This is a genomic window from Streptomyces sp. NPDC001219 (assembly GCF_053597915.1).
In genome coordinates this window covers 1-16,893 of the sequence record NZ_JBSFJF010000114.1, presented here as the reverse complement: position 1 = coordinate 16,893, position 16,893 = coordinate 1, and the positions used below count along the sequence as shown (strand labels likewise).

At 69.9% G+C, this 16,893-nt stretch carries 16 protein-coding genes and 3 pseudogenes; 4 read left to right on the top strand and 15 right to left on the bottom strand.

Annotated features, from left to right (window positions below):
- The 4 genes and pseudogenes from ACWC9R_RS35530 to ACWC9R_RS35515 all read left to right on the top strand — a co-directional run.
- Nucleotides 1-766 (top strand): annotated as a pseudogene (locus ACWC9R_RS35530) (hypothetical protein); the annotation flags it as partial.
- A gap of 37 nt (nucleotides 767-803) precedes the next feature.
- On the top strand, nucleotides 804-4,265 hold the full coding sequence (locus ACWC9R_RS35525; protein ID WP_450737861.1) for a hypothetical protein: 3,462 nt from the start codon (nucleotides 804-806) through the stop codon (nucleotides 4,263-4,265).
- Between the two features lie 71 nt (nucleotides 4,266-4,336).
- Entirely contained in the window at nucleotides 4,337-5,413 is a 1,077-nt protein-coding gene (locus ACWC9R_RS35520) for a hypothetical protein (RefSeq protein WP_450737860.1), read from the top strand.
- 506 nt (nucleotides 5,414-5,919) lie between these two features.
- Nucleotides 5,920-6,915 (top strand): hypothetical protein, encoded by a 996-nt coding sequence (locus ACWC9R_RS35515; protein WP_450737858.1) that lies wholly within the window; start codon nucleotides 5,920-5,922, stop codon nucleotides 6,913-6,915.
- Between the two features lie 208 nt (nucleotides 6,916-7,123).
- Here ACWC9R_RS35515 and ACWC9R_RS35510 read toward each other — a convergent pair whose 3' ends face one another.
- The 15 genes and pseudogenes from ACWC9R_RS35510 to ACWC9R_RS35440 all read right to left on the bottom strand — a co-directional run.
- Nucleotides 7,124-8,140 carry a hypothetical protein gene (locus ACWC9R_RS35510; protein WP_450737856.1) on the bottom strand — a complete coding sequence of 339 codons (1,017 nt, stop codon included), beginning with the start codon at nucleotides 8,138-8,140 and terminating at the stop codon, nucleotides 7,124-7,126.
- A complete protein-coding gene (locus ACWC9R_RS35505; RefSeq protein ID WP_450737863.1) occupies nucleotides 8,137-8,514 on the bottom strand; it encodes a PadR family transcriptional regulator in 378 nt (125 codons plus the stop codon). The genes ACWC9R_RS35510 and ACWC9R_RS35505 overlap by 4 nt, the downstream gene beginning before the upstream one ends.
- A 232-nt stretch (nucleotides 8,515-8,746) precedes the next feature.
- Nucleotides 8,747-9,202 carry an SRPBCC family protein gene (locus tag ACWC9R_RS35500; RefSeq protein WP_450737854.1) on the bottom strand — a complete coding sequence of 152 codons (456 nt, stop codon included), beginning with the start codon at nucleotides 9,200-9,202 and terminating at the stop codon, nucleotides 8,747-8,749.
- 224 nt (nucleotides 9,203-9,426) lie between these two features.
- A complete protein-coding gene (locus ACWC9R_RS35495; protein WP_450737852.1) occupies nucleotides 9,427-10,308 on the bottom strand; it encodes an SDR family oxidoreductase in 882 nt (293 codons plus the stop codon).
- Nucleotides 10,309-10,577: 269 nt separating this feature from the next.
- Nucleotides 10,578-11,154: pseudogene (locus ACWC9R_RS35490) on the bottom strand (zinc-binding dehydrogenase); the annotation flags it as partial.
- A 588-nt stretch (nucleotides 11,155-11,742) separates the two neighbouring features.
- Entirely contained in the window at nucleotides 11,743-12,039 is a 297-nt protein-coding gene (locus ACWC9R_RS35485; protein WP_450737850.1) for a gas vesicle protein K, read from the bottom strand.
- On the bottom strand, nucleotides 12,036-12,275 hold the full coding sequence (locus ACWC9R_RS35480; protein WP_450737849.1) for a gas vesicle protein: 240 nt from the start codon (nucleotides 12,273-12,275) through the stop codon (nucleotides 12,036-12,038). The genes ACWC9R_RS35485 and ACWC9R_RS35480 overlap by 4 nt, the downstream gene beginning before the upstream one ends.
- Before the next feature lie 2 nt (nucleotides 12,276-12,277).
- Nucleotides 12,278-13,126: a GvpL/GvpF family gas vesicle protein gene (locus ACWC9R_RS35475; protein ID WP_450737847.1), complete on the bottom strand. Its 849-nt coding sequence runs from the start codon at nucleotides 13,124-13,126 to the stop codon at nucleotides 12,278-12,280.
- Nucleotides 13,123-13,482, bottom strand: coding sequence for a gas vesicle protein (locus ACWC9R_RS35470; RefSeq protein ID WP_450737845.1), 360 nt, complete (start codon nucleotides 13,480-13,482; stop codon nucleotides 13,123-13,125). Before ACWC9R_RS35470 ends, ACWC9R_RS35475 begins: the two co-directional genes overlap by 4 nt.
- 153 nt (nucleotides 13,483-13,635) lie before the next feature.
- Nucleotides 13,636-13,860: a gas vesicle protein GvpG gene (locus tag ACWC9R_RS35465; RefSeq protein ID WP_450737843.1), complete on the bottom strand. Its 225-nt coding sequence runs from the start codon at nucleotides 13,858-13,860 to the stop codon at nucleotides 13,636-13,638.
- A gap of 1 nt (nucleotide 13,861) precedes the next feature.
- Nucleotides 13,862-14,608, bottom strand: coding sequence for a GvpL/GvpF family gas vesicle protein (locus ACWC9R_RS35460; protein ID WP_450737841.1), 747 nt, complete (start codon nucleotides 14,606-14,608; stop codon nucleotides 13,862-13,864).
- A gap of 3 nt (nucleotides 14,609-14,611) precedes the next feature.
- A complete protein-coding gene (gvpJ, locus tag ACWC9R_RS35455; RefSeq protein ID WP_450737839.1) occupies nucleotides 14,612-15,082 on the bottom strand; it encodes a gas vesicle protein GvpJ in 471 nt (156 codons plus the stop codon).
- 36 nt (nucleotides 15,083-15,118) lie between these two features.
- On the bottom strand, nucleotides 15,119-15,433 hold the full coding sequence (locus ACWC9R_RS35450) for a gas vesicle protein GvpO (protein ID WP_450737837.1): 315 nt from the start codon (nucleotides 15,431-15,433) through the stop codon (nucleotides 15,119-15,121).
- Nucleotides 15,434-16,165: 732 nt separating this feature from the next.
- Nucleotides 16,166-16,585 carry a hypothetical protein gene (locus ACWC9R_RS35445; RefSeq protein ID WP_450737835.1) on the bottom strand — a complete coding sequence of 140 codons (420 nt, stop codon included), beginning with the start codon at nucleotides 16,583-16,585 and terminating at the stop codon, nucleotides 16,166-16,168.
- Nucleotides 16,582-16,893: pseudogene (locus tag ACWC9R_RS35440) on the bottom strand (hypothetical protein); the annotation flags it as partial. The gene ACWC9R_RS35445 and the pseudogene ACWC9R_RS35440, both read right to left, overlap by 4 nt.

Below are 16,893 nucleotides of genomic sequence, written 5' to 3'. Positions count from 1 at the left end.
GGCGCGCGCCCGCCGCAGCCCCGGTGACGCGCGTGCCGTCCTGGCCCAGCCCGGCGTCGCCGCCCTCCTCACCCAGGCCGCCCCGGACGACTTCGCGAAGGTCACCGCCTGGCTGGACGCGCTGCGCCGTCTGGAGCTGCTGAGCCTGTCCCACCTGGTCCCCGACCCGCGCGCGCTGCCGGCCGAGAGCATCCGCTTCGCCTACGTCGACCCCGGCTGGGTGCGGGCGGCCGTCGACGGCGCGCTGAGCGTCGGCGTCGGCCACGCCCTGGACGCCGACCTCAACGCCCTCGCGACCGGTGGCGGGCCGGTCCCGAAGTGCGCGGTGCTGATCAACTCCAGCCTGGTCCCGAACTGGCCCCACACCATCGTCGCCGCCTACCAGGGCACGCGCCTCGTCGAGCCCGTCCGCGATGCGGTGTTCGGCCTGGAGACCCGCCTGCTGCTCTACCCGGAGGTCATCGACCGTTTCGAGCTGGCCGAACCCCCGCGCGGACTGTGCTTCGGCATCGGCGACCTCGGCACCATCGAGCTCCGCGAGATCACCGGGGACCGGATCGGTCACCCTCTGGGCGAGTTCCCCCAGCCGGCCGGCTTCGCCCGCTTCCTGCGCCCGGGCGGGCGGGACGTCCTCAACGTCGACGGCACCGGCGATGCGCTGCTGCCCGCGCTGTCCCGCGCGCACGGGGTGGCACGGATCTCCTCCGCGCAGTTCGCCCTGCAGATGATCAACGCGCCGCAGGCACAGACCTTCTCCCGGCCCTGAGCCCGACCACCCCCGCACCGACGAAAGGACCCGGGTCATGTCCGTGGACAACACCCTCATCGTGCCGGTCGAGGTCGCGGCCCTCGCCGTGAACCGGCAGACCCGCGACACCGGAACCCCGCACGTCTTCCACCGGTGGATCACCAACTTCAGGGATATCGGCGAAGGCGTCCCCCCGGAGCCCGCCCCGTTCGCCGGCCCCGAGGAGTGGACCGGCCGGGAGGACCGCCTCGGCGTCTACCTCCAGTGGGAACTGCCCGCCGCCCTCACCCGCGGCCGCCACGACGAGGAGGAGGGCATCGGCGACTTCCCGCTGGTGCCCAACCGGTGGCTCGTCGTCCGCCACACCGACAGCACCCGCACGCTCAAGGCCTGGATCGTCGAGAGCGACTACCTCGACCCCATGGACGGCACCGTCTCCTTCCAGGACCCCGACAGTGACGAACCGTCAGCGACGCTGATCGGCAAGTGCCATGAACTCACCGGCCCATGGCGCGAGCCCACCGCCCGCCGGGCGCCGTTCCTCACGGCGATCGGCCCCGGACTGCTGACCTTCTCGGTCTTCCAGCCCTACAACAGCAACGTCTTCTCCCTCCACGACACCCTCCTGGACACACCCGAGGGTGAACTGCCCGTACGGGAGCGGCTCAGCTACTTCGTCGCCGGCTGGTACGCCCAGCCGGACAGTGACATCCTCGCCGGCACCGACGACCTCACCGCGCTGCTGGAGCGCCTGCAGTGGACGCCGCCCGTCGGCTCCGGCAGCGGCATCCGCTCCTCCGTCTACTCCGGAACGGTCCTGGGCCTGGACTGGGACCTGACCGGCACCGTCCCCGAGTCAGAGCCCGCCTGCCCCCGCCCTGACCAGGTCACGCCGATCGTGTCCAACAGCATCGCCGAAGCCGTCGCCGAACTCGGCGCCCAGGCCGACGGACAGGGCGCCCTGTCCGCCGACGAGGCCGGCCTGTTCCGGGCCTTCCTGCTCGGCGGCATCGACGCCCTGGAGGAACGCGACCGGCCCGAGGCCGACATCCTCACCGACCGCCGCGCCCACGACAGCGCCTTCGGCCCCGTCCCCGGCGGCTACCGCTGGTTCATCGGCGAACGCGGCGAGGAGACCGGCCGCACCACCTCCCGCGCGGCCCGGGCGGCGGAAGCCGACACCGTCGCCGGCCTCAACCGCCGCCAAGCCGCCCACGACGCCACCGAAGCCGAACTCGACACCGCCCGCGAACACCTCTACCACCTGTGGTGGCTCACCCACCTGACGAAGAAGTCCGCCGAGTTCACCGGCCGCATCGACGACGAACTCGACCTGGGCAACGCGAACGGCGCAGCCGGACGTGTCGTCGCCCTCGCCCGCGACCTGGCCGAGCAGCGCGCCGAGCTGCCCTGGGGCAAGAGCGAGGCGGAGCTGGCGGCGCGCATCGACGCCCTGTATCCGGCCTACGGGGCCCGTGCCGCCCGCCGCCTGATCCGGGTGCCCGCCGAGGACTTCGAGTACAGCGCCGACCCGGTCCTCACCCTGGAGGGCGCCAACCTCCACGCCCCGCTCACCCGGGACAGCGCCCTGCCCTGCCGCACCCCCGAACGCGTGGTCACCCGCGCCTCCGGCATCACCACCACCGACGTCGCGGCGGTCGCCGCCCAGATCAACCTGACCGGACAGCAGCCGCCCTGCTTCCCCGCGCTGCTCAGCGAGTTCCTCATCCTGGAGCGCGCCCTGCGCAGCGGAGCGATCCGGGACGTCACCGGCACCCTGCCCGAGTACGGCACCGCACCCTGGGCGATGCCCTGGCAGCCGCTGTTCCTGCTCTGGAAGGCCGAGTACTTCCCCCTGCCGCTGCGCGACGGCGACACGGCGCACTGGGAGTTCATCGACGGCTCCCGCTACCGGTGGAAGGGCACCGGAGAACCCGGCACCCCACTGGTCGTCTCCGGCCGCCAGACCCTCGCCCCCAGCGCCGGCCACCTCGTCGACGGCACCCTGCAGAGCTACGCCCGCGTGCGCGACCAGCTGCCCGCCGACGCCCTGCGGCAGGTGCGCTCCCAGGCACGCGAGGCGAACTACCTCTCCCAGACCCTCGACGGCTTCGGTGCCGCCATCGCCCAACGCCAGCCTCTGGCCGGCCTCCAGCCCACCGGCGACCTCGCCACCCTCATCGGCAACGGCGACTACCCCCCGCCGGACCCCGGCCCCCTGAAGGCCAGCGACTGGGACCCCGACCCCGTCTCCACCTTCCAGGACCTGCGCGCCGGCCAGCTCGCCTTTCTCGACCTGGCTGTCGTCGACCGCTTCGGACGCTCCGTCAACCTCATCACCAACCCGGCGCACTTCCGCCCCGAGATGCCCGACACCATGCGCCCGGCCCACCCCGTCAGCGGCGACGACTCCGACCGGCTGGTCGAGCTCGGGCCGCGCCTGCTCCAGCCGGCCCGGCTGCGCTTCGACTTCCTCGCCGCCACCACCGACGAGGACACCGACCTGACCCCCGGCACCAACCCGGTCTGCTCCTGGCTGCTGCACAACCGCCTCGATCAGTCCCTCGTCGTCCACTCCCCCGACGGCGCCGCACTCGGCGAACTGCGCGTCACCCTGAACAGCACCGGCCGGCGAGAGGTCACCTGGTCCGCCCTGCCCGGCTCCGAGGTGACCCGCTTCGAACAGCTGCAAACGGTGGCCCCCCACCCCTACCGGCTGCTCAACGCCGTGAGGACCCGCGGCCCGCAGACCTTCGACGCGTTCCGCGCCACCCTCGACCAGGCCCTGCAGACCATCGACCCGGAAGGCTCGGCCGACCCCGGCCTCGGCTTCCTCCTCGGCCGCCCTCTCGCCCTGGTCCGCACCCGTCTCACCCTGAACCTGCGCGGCCCCCTGCGCACCGACGTCAGCTGGCAGAACCTCTTCCAGCCGTCCCCCTCCCAGCTGCCCACCTACCCGTGGGCGATCCGCCTCGGCGAAGCGCAGCAGAGCGACGACGGCTTGGTCGGCTACGTTCTCGACGACGACTACGAGCACTTCGAGACCGTCGTCGACCCGTCCGCCGGCGGCGGGGACTACCTGCGGCCGATCGGCGAACTGCCCAGCCTGGAGCTGGACTTCGGAGAACACAGCACCGCGGTCGCCACCGTGCTGCTGGACCCACGGGCGGCCGTGCACGCCACCACCGACATCCTCGCCACCAAGAAGGTCTTCGTCCCGCAGGAGTTCACCGACCAGGCCATCGCCCGCATGAGCGTGAACTTCCGCACCGGACCGCTCCTGGCCGCCACCACCAGCCTTCGCGGCTCGCAGGGCGAAAGCGAGGAGACCGTCCTGATGCCGAGCCCGGCGGGCGTCGTCGGCACCTGGACGTGGTCCGAGAACCGCGGCGGAGACCGGGAGAGGCTGCCGATCCTCAGCCAGGACCAGTACGACCTGCCCCTGGCCGAACCCGAGATCCGCTCCGGCTTCCTCACCCTGGACGACGCCGTCGCACACAGTCGTGCTGAGCACTGACCACTCGCCGGCGCCATCATTCCGTGCCGCCCCAGGCCGGGGCGGCACGGCCAATCCCCTAGGAGCTTCCCATGACGCTGGTCGTCCAGATGCAGGACGCAGGCACCGCCGCGAACGATCCGCTGTTGTCGTACGTGGTGACCACCACTCCGAGTCCGTTGAAGGCGTCACCGGAGAATCCGCAGGCTCCGGAGGAGATCGGGGAGGTTGTCATCTCGGCTTCTCGGCAGAGTGGTACGCCGGCGGATGTGAGGTCGATCCGGCTCAAGGTGCCCGCCGGAACCATGTCACCGGACCTCGCCACCGATCTGGCGAAGGTCACGCCGCGGATCACCCTCGCCGGCTGGAGCGGCCGTCTGGACGCCGCAGCCAAGGAGTTCGTGTTCTCGCCCGCGGCCAGTCATACGCCGATCGGCCCGGACCTCGGCTTCACCATCCAGCTGTCCGACATCCCGATCAGCCGCAAGGTCGGCACCGCCCCCGTCACCCTGACCGAATCGTCCCGCACCGGTAGCGCCGCGTTCCAGGACCGGCCCAGCGTCTTCAACCTCGGCAAGTTCCCCGCCGACTTCTACCTGCGCAACTTCCTGTGCGAGCCATCCATCATCCAGAACGGCGGCGACGTCAAACTCACCTGGGAACGCTCCGCCAACGCCACGTACGAACTGCTCTACCCGGGCGTCGAACGGGACGTCACCAACCGCACCAGCCTCGACATCGAGGGCATCACATCAGACACGACCTTCTACCTGCGCGCCACCACCGGTGACCCCACGAACCCCGTCGTGAGGATCATCTCCGCCCAGGTCAGTGTCTTGAGGCCCGACCTGGACATCGGTGGCCTGCGCGTCGGCGGAAAGGTGCAGATGTTCCGCCTTCGCGGGGTTTCTGCGCCGACGGACAAATGGCCGCAGTCGAGGATGGCATTGAGCGACGGAATTCTCACTGTCCTCGCCACCGCGAGCAGGCTTCAAATCTCCATTATCCACAATAATGCGGGGCGTACATATTTCTCAGAGGATGGTGGACGCCCGCATGTTCTGCCCGTGATGATGGGCAGTAAAGTACAGCTTCAGTGGCCCTCGACGGTAGGTTCGGCACTTATCCAGTGGTGGTCCTTCGGTGACGGCGACCTGCCTATCTCCTGATTGGGGAATGGGGCGCCGGGACACTTAACTACTCGGTTCACGCCACCGAAAGGCCTGTACCCCAGGAGGCCGCGAGCATCCAGGCGGCGAAATCCCAGGGGCTGCGCAAAAGGTGATGGCCAAGCCACCTGCAGCCAAGTGTCCCACCTGGCCGCCTCTCCGACGCTCTGGGCGGCGACATTCGCGCCCGAGAGGGGATTTCTCTCACCCGCCGATTCTGCTTCTGCTCCCCGGATTGGCGGCTTGGGCCTATTTCCGCTCTGCGCGCCGGCTCATCTTGGGCGGCGCGGCCAGCGAATCCCATCGAATCCCGAGGAGTCTTCCGTGACCCTGGTCGTCCAGCTGCATGACACAGGCACTGCCGCCAACGACCCCCTGCTCTCCTGCACCGTCACCACCACGCCCAGCCCGCTGAAGGCCTCACCGGAGAACCCGCAGGCCCCCGAGGAGACCGGGGAAATCGTCATCTCCGTCGCCCGGCAGAGCGGAACCCCCGCCGACGTCGAGTGGATCAGGGTGAAGGTGCCGGCGGGGACGATGGCGCCGGACCTCGCCACCGACCTGACCAAGATCAGCCCGCGGATCAGCCTCACCGGCTGGACCGTGCGCCTGGACGCGGCCGCCAAGGAATTCGTCTGCGCGCCCGCCGGCAGCCACGCCCCATCGGCCCCGACACCGGGTTCACCATCCAGCTGTCCGACATCCCCATCAGCCGCAAGGTCGGCACGGCCCCGATCACCGTCACCGAACGTTCCCGCACCGGAAGCTCCGCCTTCCAGGACCGGCCCACCGTCTTCAACCTCGGCAAGTTCCCCGCCGACTTCTACCTGCGCAACTTCCTGTGCGAGCCATCCATCATCCAAAACGGCGGCGACGTCAAACTCACCTGGGAACGCTCCGCCAACGCCACGTACGAACTGCTCTACGGCGACGTCAACCGCGACGTCACCAACCGCACCAGCCTGGAGCTCGAAGGCATCAGATCCGACACCACCTTCTACCTCCGCGGCATCACCGGCGACCCCACCAACCCCGTCGTCCGGATTCTCTCCGCCCAGGTCACCGTCATCAAACCCGACCTCGTCGTCGGCAGCCTCACGGTGCACGGGACCACGACCCTGCAAGGCGAACTCGCCGTCAGGAAGGCCACCGACGCATTCAGAAAGTGGGATCTGGCCTCTCTTGGATCAGACACGGTGGGAGAACTGCAGCAGAGCTGGACAGCCCCCACATTCGGATGGGTGACCGTGACTGTCCGCACCAGTGAAGGGAGCAGCAAGGCCACTCTCTGGGGCGGAGACGCAAGCTTCAATGCACAGGCACACTGCCCGCCAGGTACAGACAGCGCTTCCGCCATGCTCCCCGTCGGCGCGGGCCAGAAATTCGGTTACTCACTCAGCCGGGGCAGCCGCGACAACCGCATCAAAGTCGACTGGGTGGCATTTGGTGCCGCCACCGAAAAGCCGGAATACCTCGGCGCTACGGACGAGGAGCAGGCCTAGGGGGCACCCGGCCTGCCGGTCGAAATCCACCCCAGCCAACCCGCACTACATAGCCCCCACCCGAAATAGCCGGCGGCAGAGGAAGCGCATAGCCCGGCTGCCCCTCGACCGCCTCCGGCACGACAGCACCAGAAAGCCGGTGCCCGGTACGCCTGGCTCAACGCGTCGACCTACGCCAGCGGCGGTAGCAACGGGGCCGGTTGCCTGGTCAGCCGGTCTTGAACCGTGCGGTCAGGCGGCGGGTGCCGGTGGTGGCCAGGGCTGCCGCCAGGACGGCGATGATGCCCGCCTGCACGGTGGCGGCGGTGATGAGCGAGCCGGGGGCGTGGGCCTGGAGCGCGAACGTGAGGGTGAGAGTTTGCTCTATGAGGACGGCGAGGCCGAGCGTGGCCAGCGCGAGGGGCAGTGCGGGGTCTGCCACGTGCTTCGGTGACCGGCTCCGGACGAGCAGCCACACGGCGGCCGCGGCGATGAATGCCGCACCGCCGGTCCCTCCCGTGACCGCAACCTCAGGCCACACCACGTTCGACGCACCAATGAGGACGCAGGCGCCCATGAAGACCAGCCCGGATGACTCCAGCGGGAGCCGGGCACGCGGGGCGTCGCAGTGGAAGCCGCAGCACAGCGCGAGGACGGTCAGCCAGGAGAACACCGCGGCCGCGAGTGAGAGGGCGACCGTCACGGTGCCCCATCCGCCGCCCACGTCCTGTATGGCTGACATCAGGTCAGGAAGGGCCGCGAGGATGGCGAAGACGACGGCGGTGCGCTTGCGGTCGCGCAACAGCGCCACATAGACCACCGTCCAGACCAGCGGGAGCAGCCACAACGCCGCCTGGTACAGCCCCGATACCGCGCCGTGCCCGGTGAAGCCGCCCAGGGACAACTCCCGGTCCGCCCCGGGGGCGCCTCCGAACCAGGTGAGGAAGAGGGCCCGTTCGGTCAGCGCGGAGGCCGCATGCAGCAGCACACTCAGCAGCGCGAAGAGTCGTACCGTGGAGCCGAGCGTGGCGTAGCGGGCCGGGGCGCCGGCGGCGCCCATCCGGGTGCGGATGGCGAGGGCGGCGATGCTCGCCACCTCGCCCCAGGCGGGGCGCGTCTCGTCCCGGTCCTGCTCGTCGATCCCATGCAGGTAGGTCTCCACCATCTCCTCCTCCCGCTCCGCGCGGTAGTAGGAGGGCAGCAGACGCAGGGCGGTGCGGTAACGCTGTTCGAGCACTGTCGTCATGCGGTGCCTCCGGCGATGCCCGGGCGGCGAACGGAGCGGTTCGCGGGAGCCGGCCTGGCGGTCGTGGGGCGGTGCGCGGCCATCCGCTGGGTCGCAGCTTGTGCCCCGGCAGCCATCCGCTCCGCCTCGGCGGACAGGGCTGCCCCGCCGGCGTCGGTGAGGCGGTAGTACTTGCGCAGTCGGCCCTGTTGCACCTCCTCACGGTCCGGCTCGATGTATCCGTCGGCCGTCAGCCGGTCCAGCACGCCGTACAGCGTGCCGATCCGGAGCTGCACATGCCCTTCGGACAGTCCGTCGACCTCCTGCACGATCCCGTAACCGTGTCGCGGTTCGTCGACCAGTGCGGTGAGGACGAAGAACGCCGCTTGCGTCATACCTCTGGAAGCCATGCACTCACTATATCCTGCCTTCCGATATATAGGGGATGGAGGGGCATCGCTCCGGCCCTGGCATGAGCCTTCGGATCGGCAATGGCGGCTGGTCGGACTCGTCGACGATGTCCGAGCCGTCGCGAGCGAGGACGTCCTGGCGGGTGGTGCCGTCGCCTGTTCCCCATGACGGCGCCGGCCGAGGTCGGAGGGTGCCGGCGCGCGCCGGCCCTGCAGCTCAGTGCATGTCGCCGAGGTCCCGTGGGAGGTCCTCGATCACTGTGGCGAGCCGGCTGAGCATGCTGCGGTGGCGCAGCTGGAGGAAGGCGTCCAGGGCCACGTTGTGCAGTGCTCCGGCGGGCCCGGTCAGTGGGTGCTCGTCAACGAGGACGAGGCTGTCGTCTCCCCATGGCCGGACGTCGATGGCGATCCGGGCGGTGCCCAGCGAGCCGCTGTCCACTTCCAGTTCCAGCTCATGGGGCGGGTCGCAGCGACGGACGGTGGTGTGACCGTGCAACGTCCACGGTCCCAGTCGGACGGTGTAGGCGATGGTGGAACCCACCTCAGGCCACATGCCCTGTTCGGGCCGTGATTCGTCCGTACCGACGACCCAGTCCGCGTAGCGGGTGCCGTCGGCGAGGACCGCCCAGACCGCCTCTGGGGCCCTCTTGATCAGCTGATTCCTGACAGCCATGCGCTTCGCCCTCCGACATTCCGGTGGAGCTGGTCACCAGCAGTCAATCTCAGCCTAGAGCGGCTGCTCGACCCCGGCCGTCCGAAGGCGCGGCTGCACCCATCTCCATGGAGCGTCATGGGGCGCCTGCCTCTTCGGCGCCTTCCTTGTTTCGGTCCCTCACGAGTAGCGGACAGGTGACAGGGTTCCCCGCGGCCCTCGGCGTCCTGTCCCCGTGCGACGGCCTACTGTGGGCGTGCTTCGTCAGCACGCCCACCGGCTCCCAGGAGTCCGGTTGCTTCGAAGGGCGTGCGGGCGGCCAGCCGAGGGAGTTCTCTCCGTGAGAGCTGGGTGACGACGAGCGGCAGAGCGGCGCGTACCAGCTGGGCCGCACGGAGCCAGGTGGGGACATACACCGCAGTCGCGCGGCGTTCCACCGCAGTGGCCAGACGGGTGGCGACCCATCCGACGGGGTGGACCTTCCGCGCGGGCGGAGGCATATGAGCACGCAGTTCGCGCAGCACAGGGTGCTGGTCGATACCCCGGATCATGTCGGTGTCGGTCCAGTTGAGATAGGCGATTCCCACGGCGACGTGGTGCGAGGCGAGTTCGGCACGCAGTGAATGGGTGAAGGACTCCACGCCGGCCTTGGAGGCGCAGTAGGAGCTCATCATGGGAGCGGCTCCGATGGAGGCCAGCGAGGCGATCTGCAGGTAGTACCCGCGACTCGCCAGCAGGTCCGGCAAGTAGGAGCGGGCCGTGACCGAACTCCCGATCAGGTTGACCTCGATCACCCTGCGCCAGGTCGCCGGGTCGGACCCGGCAAAGGGCCCGCCTTCGGCGACGCCCGCGTTCGCCACAACGATGGACACCTCCCCCAGCCGCTCGCGTACGTCAACGGCCACCCGGGCCATGGCATCGTCGTCGGTGACATCGACACTCCAACAGAGCGCCGCCGGAAGGGACGACGCGACTCGGCGGAGCGCTTCTTCTTCCTCTCCGAGCAGCGCCACCCGGGCCCCTCGTCGGGCCAGTTCCCGGGCGGTCGCCTCCCCCACGCCGCGGGCTGCCCCGGTCACTACCGCGGTATGGCCGTGCAAGGAAAGCGGTCGCTGTGAGGGGGGCATCGTGTACTCCTGACGACGAGCGGATCATTGGAGCGTCGGCGCCTGCTGTCCTCGACGGTCAACAGGCAGCCCGCTCACGGTAGGTACACCCGGAGGGACGGCCGCGGGCTGCTACGGACCCCGCGTAGCTGGACGAGGCGGTCGAACGCACCGTGGCCCGTACCACCCGCTACCGGCCTCCGGCTCGGCCGAGCGCCAACCTCATGGGGTCAGAATGGTTTTGATCATGCCGTCCCTCTTTTCCTGGAGGCTCTGATACGCCTGGGGGCCCTTTCCACGCCGGCCCGGCCCATCACCTTCTCGCCCAAGGCGTCCGGCAGTCTTCCGGCAAGGTTCTGAGCGGCTCTGCTCAAAGGGGCCCCGTGCGCCTCCATGCCCACAGCCTCGATGACCGCATCGCTGCCGCGCCCGTCAGTGAGGCGGCGGATCTCGTCGCCGACGCCCTTCCCGTACTCGTCGAGGTCCGGGGTGTGTACCCCGCGAGCACGGGCCCTGGCGAGGCGCTCCGGGACAAGGTCGACGCCGAACACCTTGGCTGCACCACGGTGCAGGGCGATACGGGCCGCCATGTCACCGATGGGGCCGAGCCCCAGCACGGTGACACTGCCACCCGGCGGGATGCCCGCGTAGGCAACGGACTGCCAGGCGACCCATGCCCATCGGTTCGTGACCAAGGATGTCCCCGGGGTCGAGAAAGGGACCGAGGACCTCGTACAGGTGCAGGTCCGATCCACAGATTCCGGTGGAGGTGATACGCACGATGATGTCGGTCGCCTCGACGATCTCAGGGTCGGGCACCGTCTCCACCCGCACATCACGCTTGCCTTGCCAGGTCAGGGCCCTCATCTCGGCTCCTTACACGCATGGTCTCCCGCCGGCAGCGCACGAGACACATTCGGCGATCCACTTCCACCATGCGACGGTTGCCTCGTCTGCGCCTCCGAACGCCATAACCACCGGGTTCCTGGCATGACCGCATGACTGCCGAAGACCCCCTGGAGCATGAGCTGGATCAGCGAGCCGGTTCCGCGATCTCATGTCACAGTACGAGAGTCGGAGGTAGTGCAACGGTTCGCCTCCGTTGTCGCGGACATCGCCTCCGGGGCCCTGGAATTCCCGCTGCCCGGCTCCGGGCGCACATCGCAACGGTTTGCCGCTCTGCGGGCCGTCGCTCAGCGTGACCCCTGCTTGGCCCGACTCGTCGAAGGCCATGTCGACGCCACCGCAATCCGGTCGGCGGTTTTCCCGCCCTCCCCGTGGGCGAGGACCGTGCCCTGGTCGGAGCGCTGGAACGGAACGGCCGTCGGGTGCTGCGCACCCCGGACTGTCCGGTCGAGACGTCGAGCCGACTGCGTCCTCGGGCCGTGGGCGGCTTCGGGCACGATCTGGCCCGGCTGGCCGGGACGGGACCGGCGTGCCCCGGAGGGCAGGGCCTCAGGTGCGGGGCAGCAACGAGCCCAGCGGCCCCAGGTCGAGGTTCAGGTCCTCCAGGCGCAGGCCGTGCTGATCGCAGAGTTCGGTCATCCGCTCTTCGAGGTGCATGAGCGTCTCCCCGATCCGGTCGACCTGTTCGTCGCTCAGGTCTCCCTGGTCCACCCGCCGGATCGCCTGCCGTTCCATCAGCTGCCGCAGCAGTTCCACGATGGTCAGCACCAGAGCGACCAGATCGCGGCCCATCTCGTCGCGGTCGATGTCGAAGCGGCTCTCCGCCCGGGTGTGCTCGGTCGTCACAGGGGGCCTCCGTCCGCCCAGGGGGCGGGAACTCGCTCGCTGACCGACGACAACAGTGCGTGGAGGGAGAGCCGGACCAGGGGAACCTCAGCGATGGCGATGACGAGGTCGCCGCTGACGACGACGCCTGTGGCCAGAAGGCGGTCCAGCAGGTCCACCAGCGGCACGCCGACGGGGCCGGACAGGGGGCCGGGAGTCTCCCAGGGAACGGGCGTATGGGGCGATGCCGCCGGCACGGTCACACCTCCCCGACGAAGGAGTACGGCACCCACGGCCCGGACATCTCGATGTGTGCTCCGGTGCGACGGCGCAGGTCGGCCACGGCAGCACGGAGTTCTTCGGCCGCCGAGGCCGCGACCAGGTACGTCGCGTTGAGGACCTGTACCCGGTGCTCCTCCCCCGTCGCCTCCTGGCTGTGCAGGTGGAGCCGGCGGGCGGCCGTCGCCAGGCCGGACAGCGCGGTATCGACGTCCTCGGCGAGCCGCAGCGTGCGGTCATGGTGCTGTTCCCGCGCCTGGTGCAGCCCGCGCTTGCGCTGGAGGTAGGCGCGGCCGGCACCGGTAGCTGCCGGGGAGTCGGTACGGGCGGGCGCGGGCTCGTCTCCGCGAGACGCAGCGGGCGTGGCCGGCACGTAGACCTTGACCCCCCATTCGGCACGGCCGTCGATCCGGTCCAGCGCCGCGCCGAAGCGGCCCGCGTCCTGGCCGAGGGCCTCCTTGGCGCGCGCTTCGCCGTGGTAAAGGGTGGCCAGCGCGAGGGGCACCGTCGGGCCACAGGCAGCCGCCGCGGTGACCACCTCATGGTGGGCCCGTGCGCAGCGCTCCAGTTCCAGGCGGTCGCCGAGCCGCCGGTGCCAGGCCTCTTCCGTGAACTCGGCCGCCGGTACGTCCTGGACAACCGCTGTGAGCGCGCCGAACGGCAGAGCGCGCACCGGGGGACCGTCGGCGAGCCCCGGAAGTCCGGTCAGGGCCGCGGGGTCAAGCCGGCGGCACACGGCGAAGACGTAGACGGCGGTCCCGGCCCTGGCACCGTGGGACGGACCGAGGGCTGTGGAGTGCGTCGTACCGCTGAGCTCCTGTGTCGTCATGCGCCCGCCCCGCTCTTCGCGCGAGGGGCACCCGACGCCTCGTCACCGTCGGCCTCCAGGGCTTCCAGGCGCTCGCGCAGCCGGGCGTTCTCGTCGCGGAGTTCACTGCGGGCCGCCTTCGAACTGAGCGCCGGGTCCGTCTCCCACCAGTCGATGCCGGCTTTCCTCGCGGTATCGACCGAGGCGACGAACAGCCTGAGGCGGATGGTGAGCAGCTCGATATCGAGGAGGTCGATCTTGATGTCCCCGGCGATGACGATGCCCTTGTCGAGAACCCGTTCGAGAATGTCGGCGAGGTTGGCCGTACTGGGACCGGACGCGGGAGAGACGCCTTGCCGGTAGTCGACATCTGTCATGTAGTCACCCATTCCACCGTCCGCCTCCTGGTCCGCGGCGCCTCCGTACTCCTCGCCGCCTTCGTCATCTTCGTCCTCGGGCGGGCTTCACTCTTCGACGCGCGGCCTCGCTCGGGCGAAATTCACCGCGCCAGCCCTCGCACGCGTAGCGGGTCAGCATCCGTGCAACAGGTAGAGCAGCCGGTCTTCTTCGCGTTCGAACGCCTCGGTGGAGAGATGACCGTTCTCGTACTCCTGGTTCAAGGCGGCGAGCCGGACGCGGATCAGTGCCGGATCGTGCAGCTCGCGGTCGGCGGCCTCGGCGAGTTGGCTTGCGACCCAGGTCACGCCCCGCACGGGAGCGAGCGGCAGGGTGAGCACTCCGCTGATCAGTCCCATGTCATGCACCGATGCGTTCGGTGGCGTGCTCGGGCTCCATGAAGCTGTAGCACGGGAGGGGGCCGACGACCTTCAGATCCACCCGGTCGCGATGACGCTGGGCCAGCAGACGCGCCTGCTCCGTGAATCCGTCGCAGTCATCCCGGCTGACCAGGAACGACACGTTCATCACGCATCCGGAGACCTCGGGCCCGGCGGCGACCGCGTGAGCCGCGCGGCGCAGCTCCCCCACGGCGTCGCGCCCCGCTTCGGCGGCCCGGCGCGACAGCGCCGCCGCCACGGCCTCTCCCAGGCGGACGTTCGCCTCGTAGCTCGGTCGGCGGCGTACCGCCTCGCGCAGTTCGCGGACGGTGCGATCGTCCCTGACCACGGCCGCGAGGGAGTCGTTGGCCGGCATCGCCTTGAGGTTGATCTCGACTCGGTCCGCGACCCGTTCCAGGACGGCCAGGTGGCGGTCCTCGGCATCCGCCAGCTGCCGGCGAACGGCCGCCTCGTCGGGCGCGACCATGCCGAAGCGCATGGGGAGCAGCGGCCCCTGCTCGGCCAGCGTCAGCAACAGCTCCTGGTGCGCCAGAAGGTCACGGCGGCGGGCGCGCAGCTGCGGTGGGGCGGGGCTGACGACCGCGGCGAGCCGCCCTTCCTCGATCGTCGTCACCGCCTCCGGCGGGTTCCCCACCCCGGGCAGAGCCGTGGGCACCGGATGCGCCGCCCGGACAATCCCGTAGACGTAGACGCCGTCGTGGGTCACCGGTCAGTCCTCCTCGGAGCTGCGCCGGCGGGAGGCCGCTCCGGACCGGGCGGGGGCCCGCCGTCGGCTCGGCTGCGATTCCTCCTCGGAGTCCTCGTCCGAGTCGTCGCCAGCCCCCACCGCGGTGCGAACGGTGTCGCCGACGGATTTGGCCGCCTTCTTGACCTTGCTCTTCCCGACGCTCTTGGCGGCCTGGCCGCTGAACAGCTCGGGAACGGTGACACTTCCCGAATCCCGCTCCAGGTCAAGGCGGTTACACGCCTCGGCGAAACGCAGATAGGTGTCGACGCTGGCGACGACGATGCGAGCATCGATCTTGAGGATCTCGATACCGACCAGCGACACACGGATGAACACGTCGATCACCATGCCCCGGTCCAGGATGAGCTCCAGCACGTCGTACAACGTGCCGGCTCGTGGCGGGCAGGGGACTACCTCGCCGGCAAAGCCGGTATACGTGCTCGTGGCGGCCATCTGTTGACGTCCTTTCATCGCATGAGGACCGTGCGCTCACTCGTCGGCCGAGCCTCGGCGATAGCGACGGGTGCGGAAGTACTCCAGCAGCTCGCCCTGTTCGTCGAGCTTCACCTCGTAGGTGGCGAGCAGGCTCGTGGTGTCGGGAATGCGCGCCAGCTCAAGGACTTCCGCCTCGACACACCAGCCGTGCTCGGTGCGCCGGACGGCCGACACCCCCTCGACACGATGCTGAATCAGGCTTTGCAACACCTCGGCCGCACCACGCGCGGCGTCCCCCGGCCTCATCGCAGGCGTCTTCCGCTTTCGGGTAGCCGTCGACGACGTCCGTGTCCGCGATTGCTCTGCCATGGATTCCAGTGTGATCACCGCCCCGGCCACCGCACGCCGAGCAGGGCCAAACGGCATCCCCCATCCGGTCCGTGCCGTCGGCGAGGGACCCGGCCCGCTCCCTGACGAGGTCGGAGCGCCGCCTGACGCATGACTCCGCACCGGCCATCGGCGGCGCCCCTCGGCTCCTCCCGCTCGGTGAGGATCTGGAGCCGTGGCGGCGTGTCAGGCTCCTTCAGGGCACCCGGCTGAACGACGTGCGGCGGAAAGGTCCGGATAAGAGATCAGCCCCAGGCTGTTGGCCTGGGGCTTTGCTCCGGAGCGGGATGTGGGCTCGACGTCGCACCCGCGATGACGGACACGATGCTCAGATAGAGCTGGAGCGGTGCCGGCTGGTGCCAGCATGAGTCGCAGGGGCAGCGAGGAGGTCCGGTCTTCGACCGCCGGCGTATACGGAATGGTCGTGGTCATGACGCGGACCTTGCCCCGGGCCGACCCCGACCGGCCCGGTGTCGTGAAGCGCCGAAAACGACACGAGCGTGGAGGCTGGTGTACGGAGTGCCCTCGATCGTTGCAGCTTACTCCTGGTAAGGCTCGCCGGGCCGATCCGGAGCGAGCGCCTCGACCACACGGCGGTTCTCAGCGGGGGCGACACACCTGAGACACGTCACCTTGGCCCTTGGCCACCCACATGGCCGGACGGACGGAACCCCACCGTAGGCCGCGTCCGGGCCGTGCAGTCCCCCAGTGCCGTTACTCAGGTGAGGCATCTTCGATCTGCCTGTCGGCGCGCAGGTGGAGCGGTGCTCGATCTCCGGAGATGCGGGTCACGGTGACGACGATGGTGACGCTTGCTGGTCCACCGCGGGCGTTCAGCTCTGAACTGACGGCTGCTTGGACGCTTTCGCGGACGTCGCGTGCGATGTCGAGGGCGCGGCGTTGTGCGTTGACCACGCAGCGGACTTCGAGGTGCCAGGTGTCGGTTCCGGGTGTGTGGCCGGCGTGGACGCCGGCTTCGGGGGGCGGCGTGCGCGAGCCGAAGGTCCGCCGGAGGTGGGTTGCGGCGTCGGCCAGGGAGTGGCGCAGGCTGGGCTGGAGTTCCTGCACGCCGGGGACTGCCAGCGCGGCCCGGGCCGCGGTCTGCTCGACGCCGGCCGTGTCGACGGTGATCATGGCCCGGTTCCGTTCCGTGGGGTGGGTTCGGCGGAGGTCAGGGGCTCCAGTTCGGAGACGATGCTCAGGTCGATGCTGCTGACGGCGAGGCCGATCTCGTGTGCCGAGGCGTCGGCGACGGCCTGGCGCACCTGTGCGGCGCGGCTGGGCAGGGGTTGGTCGAGGGTGACGGCGAGAGTCATGGTGACGGTCACCTGTGCGCCGGCCTCGTCCGGGGTCAGGCGGCAGCTGGCGGCGCGTACTCCGGGGATGCGGTCGGCGGCGCGGCGCAGGATCTTGGCCACGGTGTTTTCCGCGATGCGCAGTTC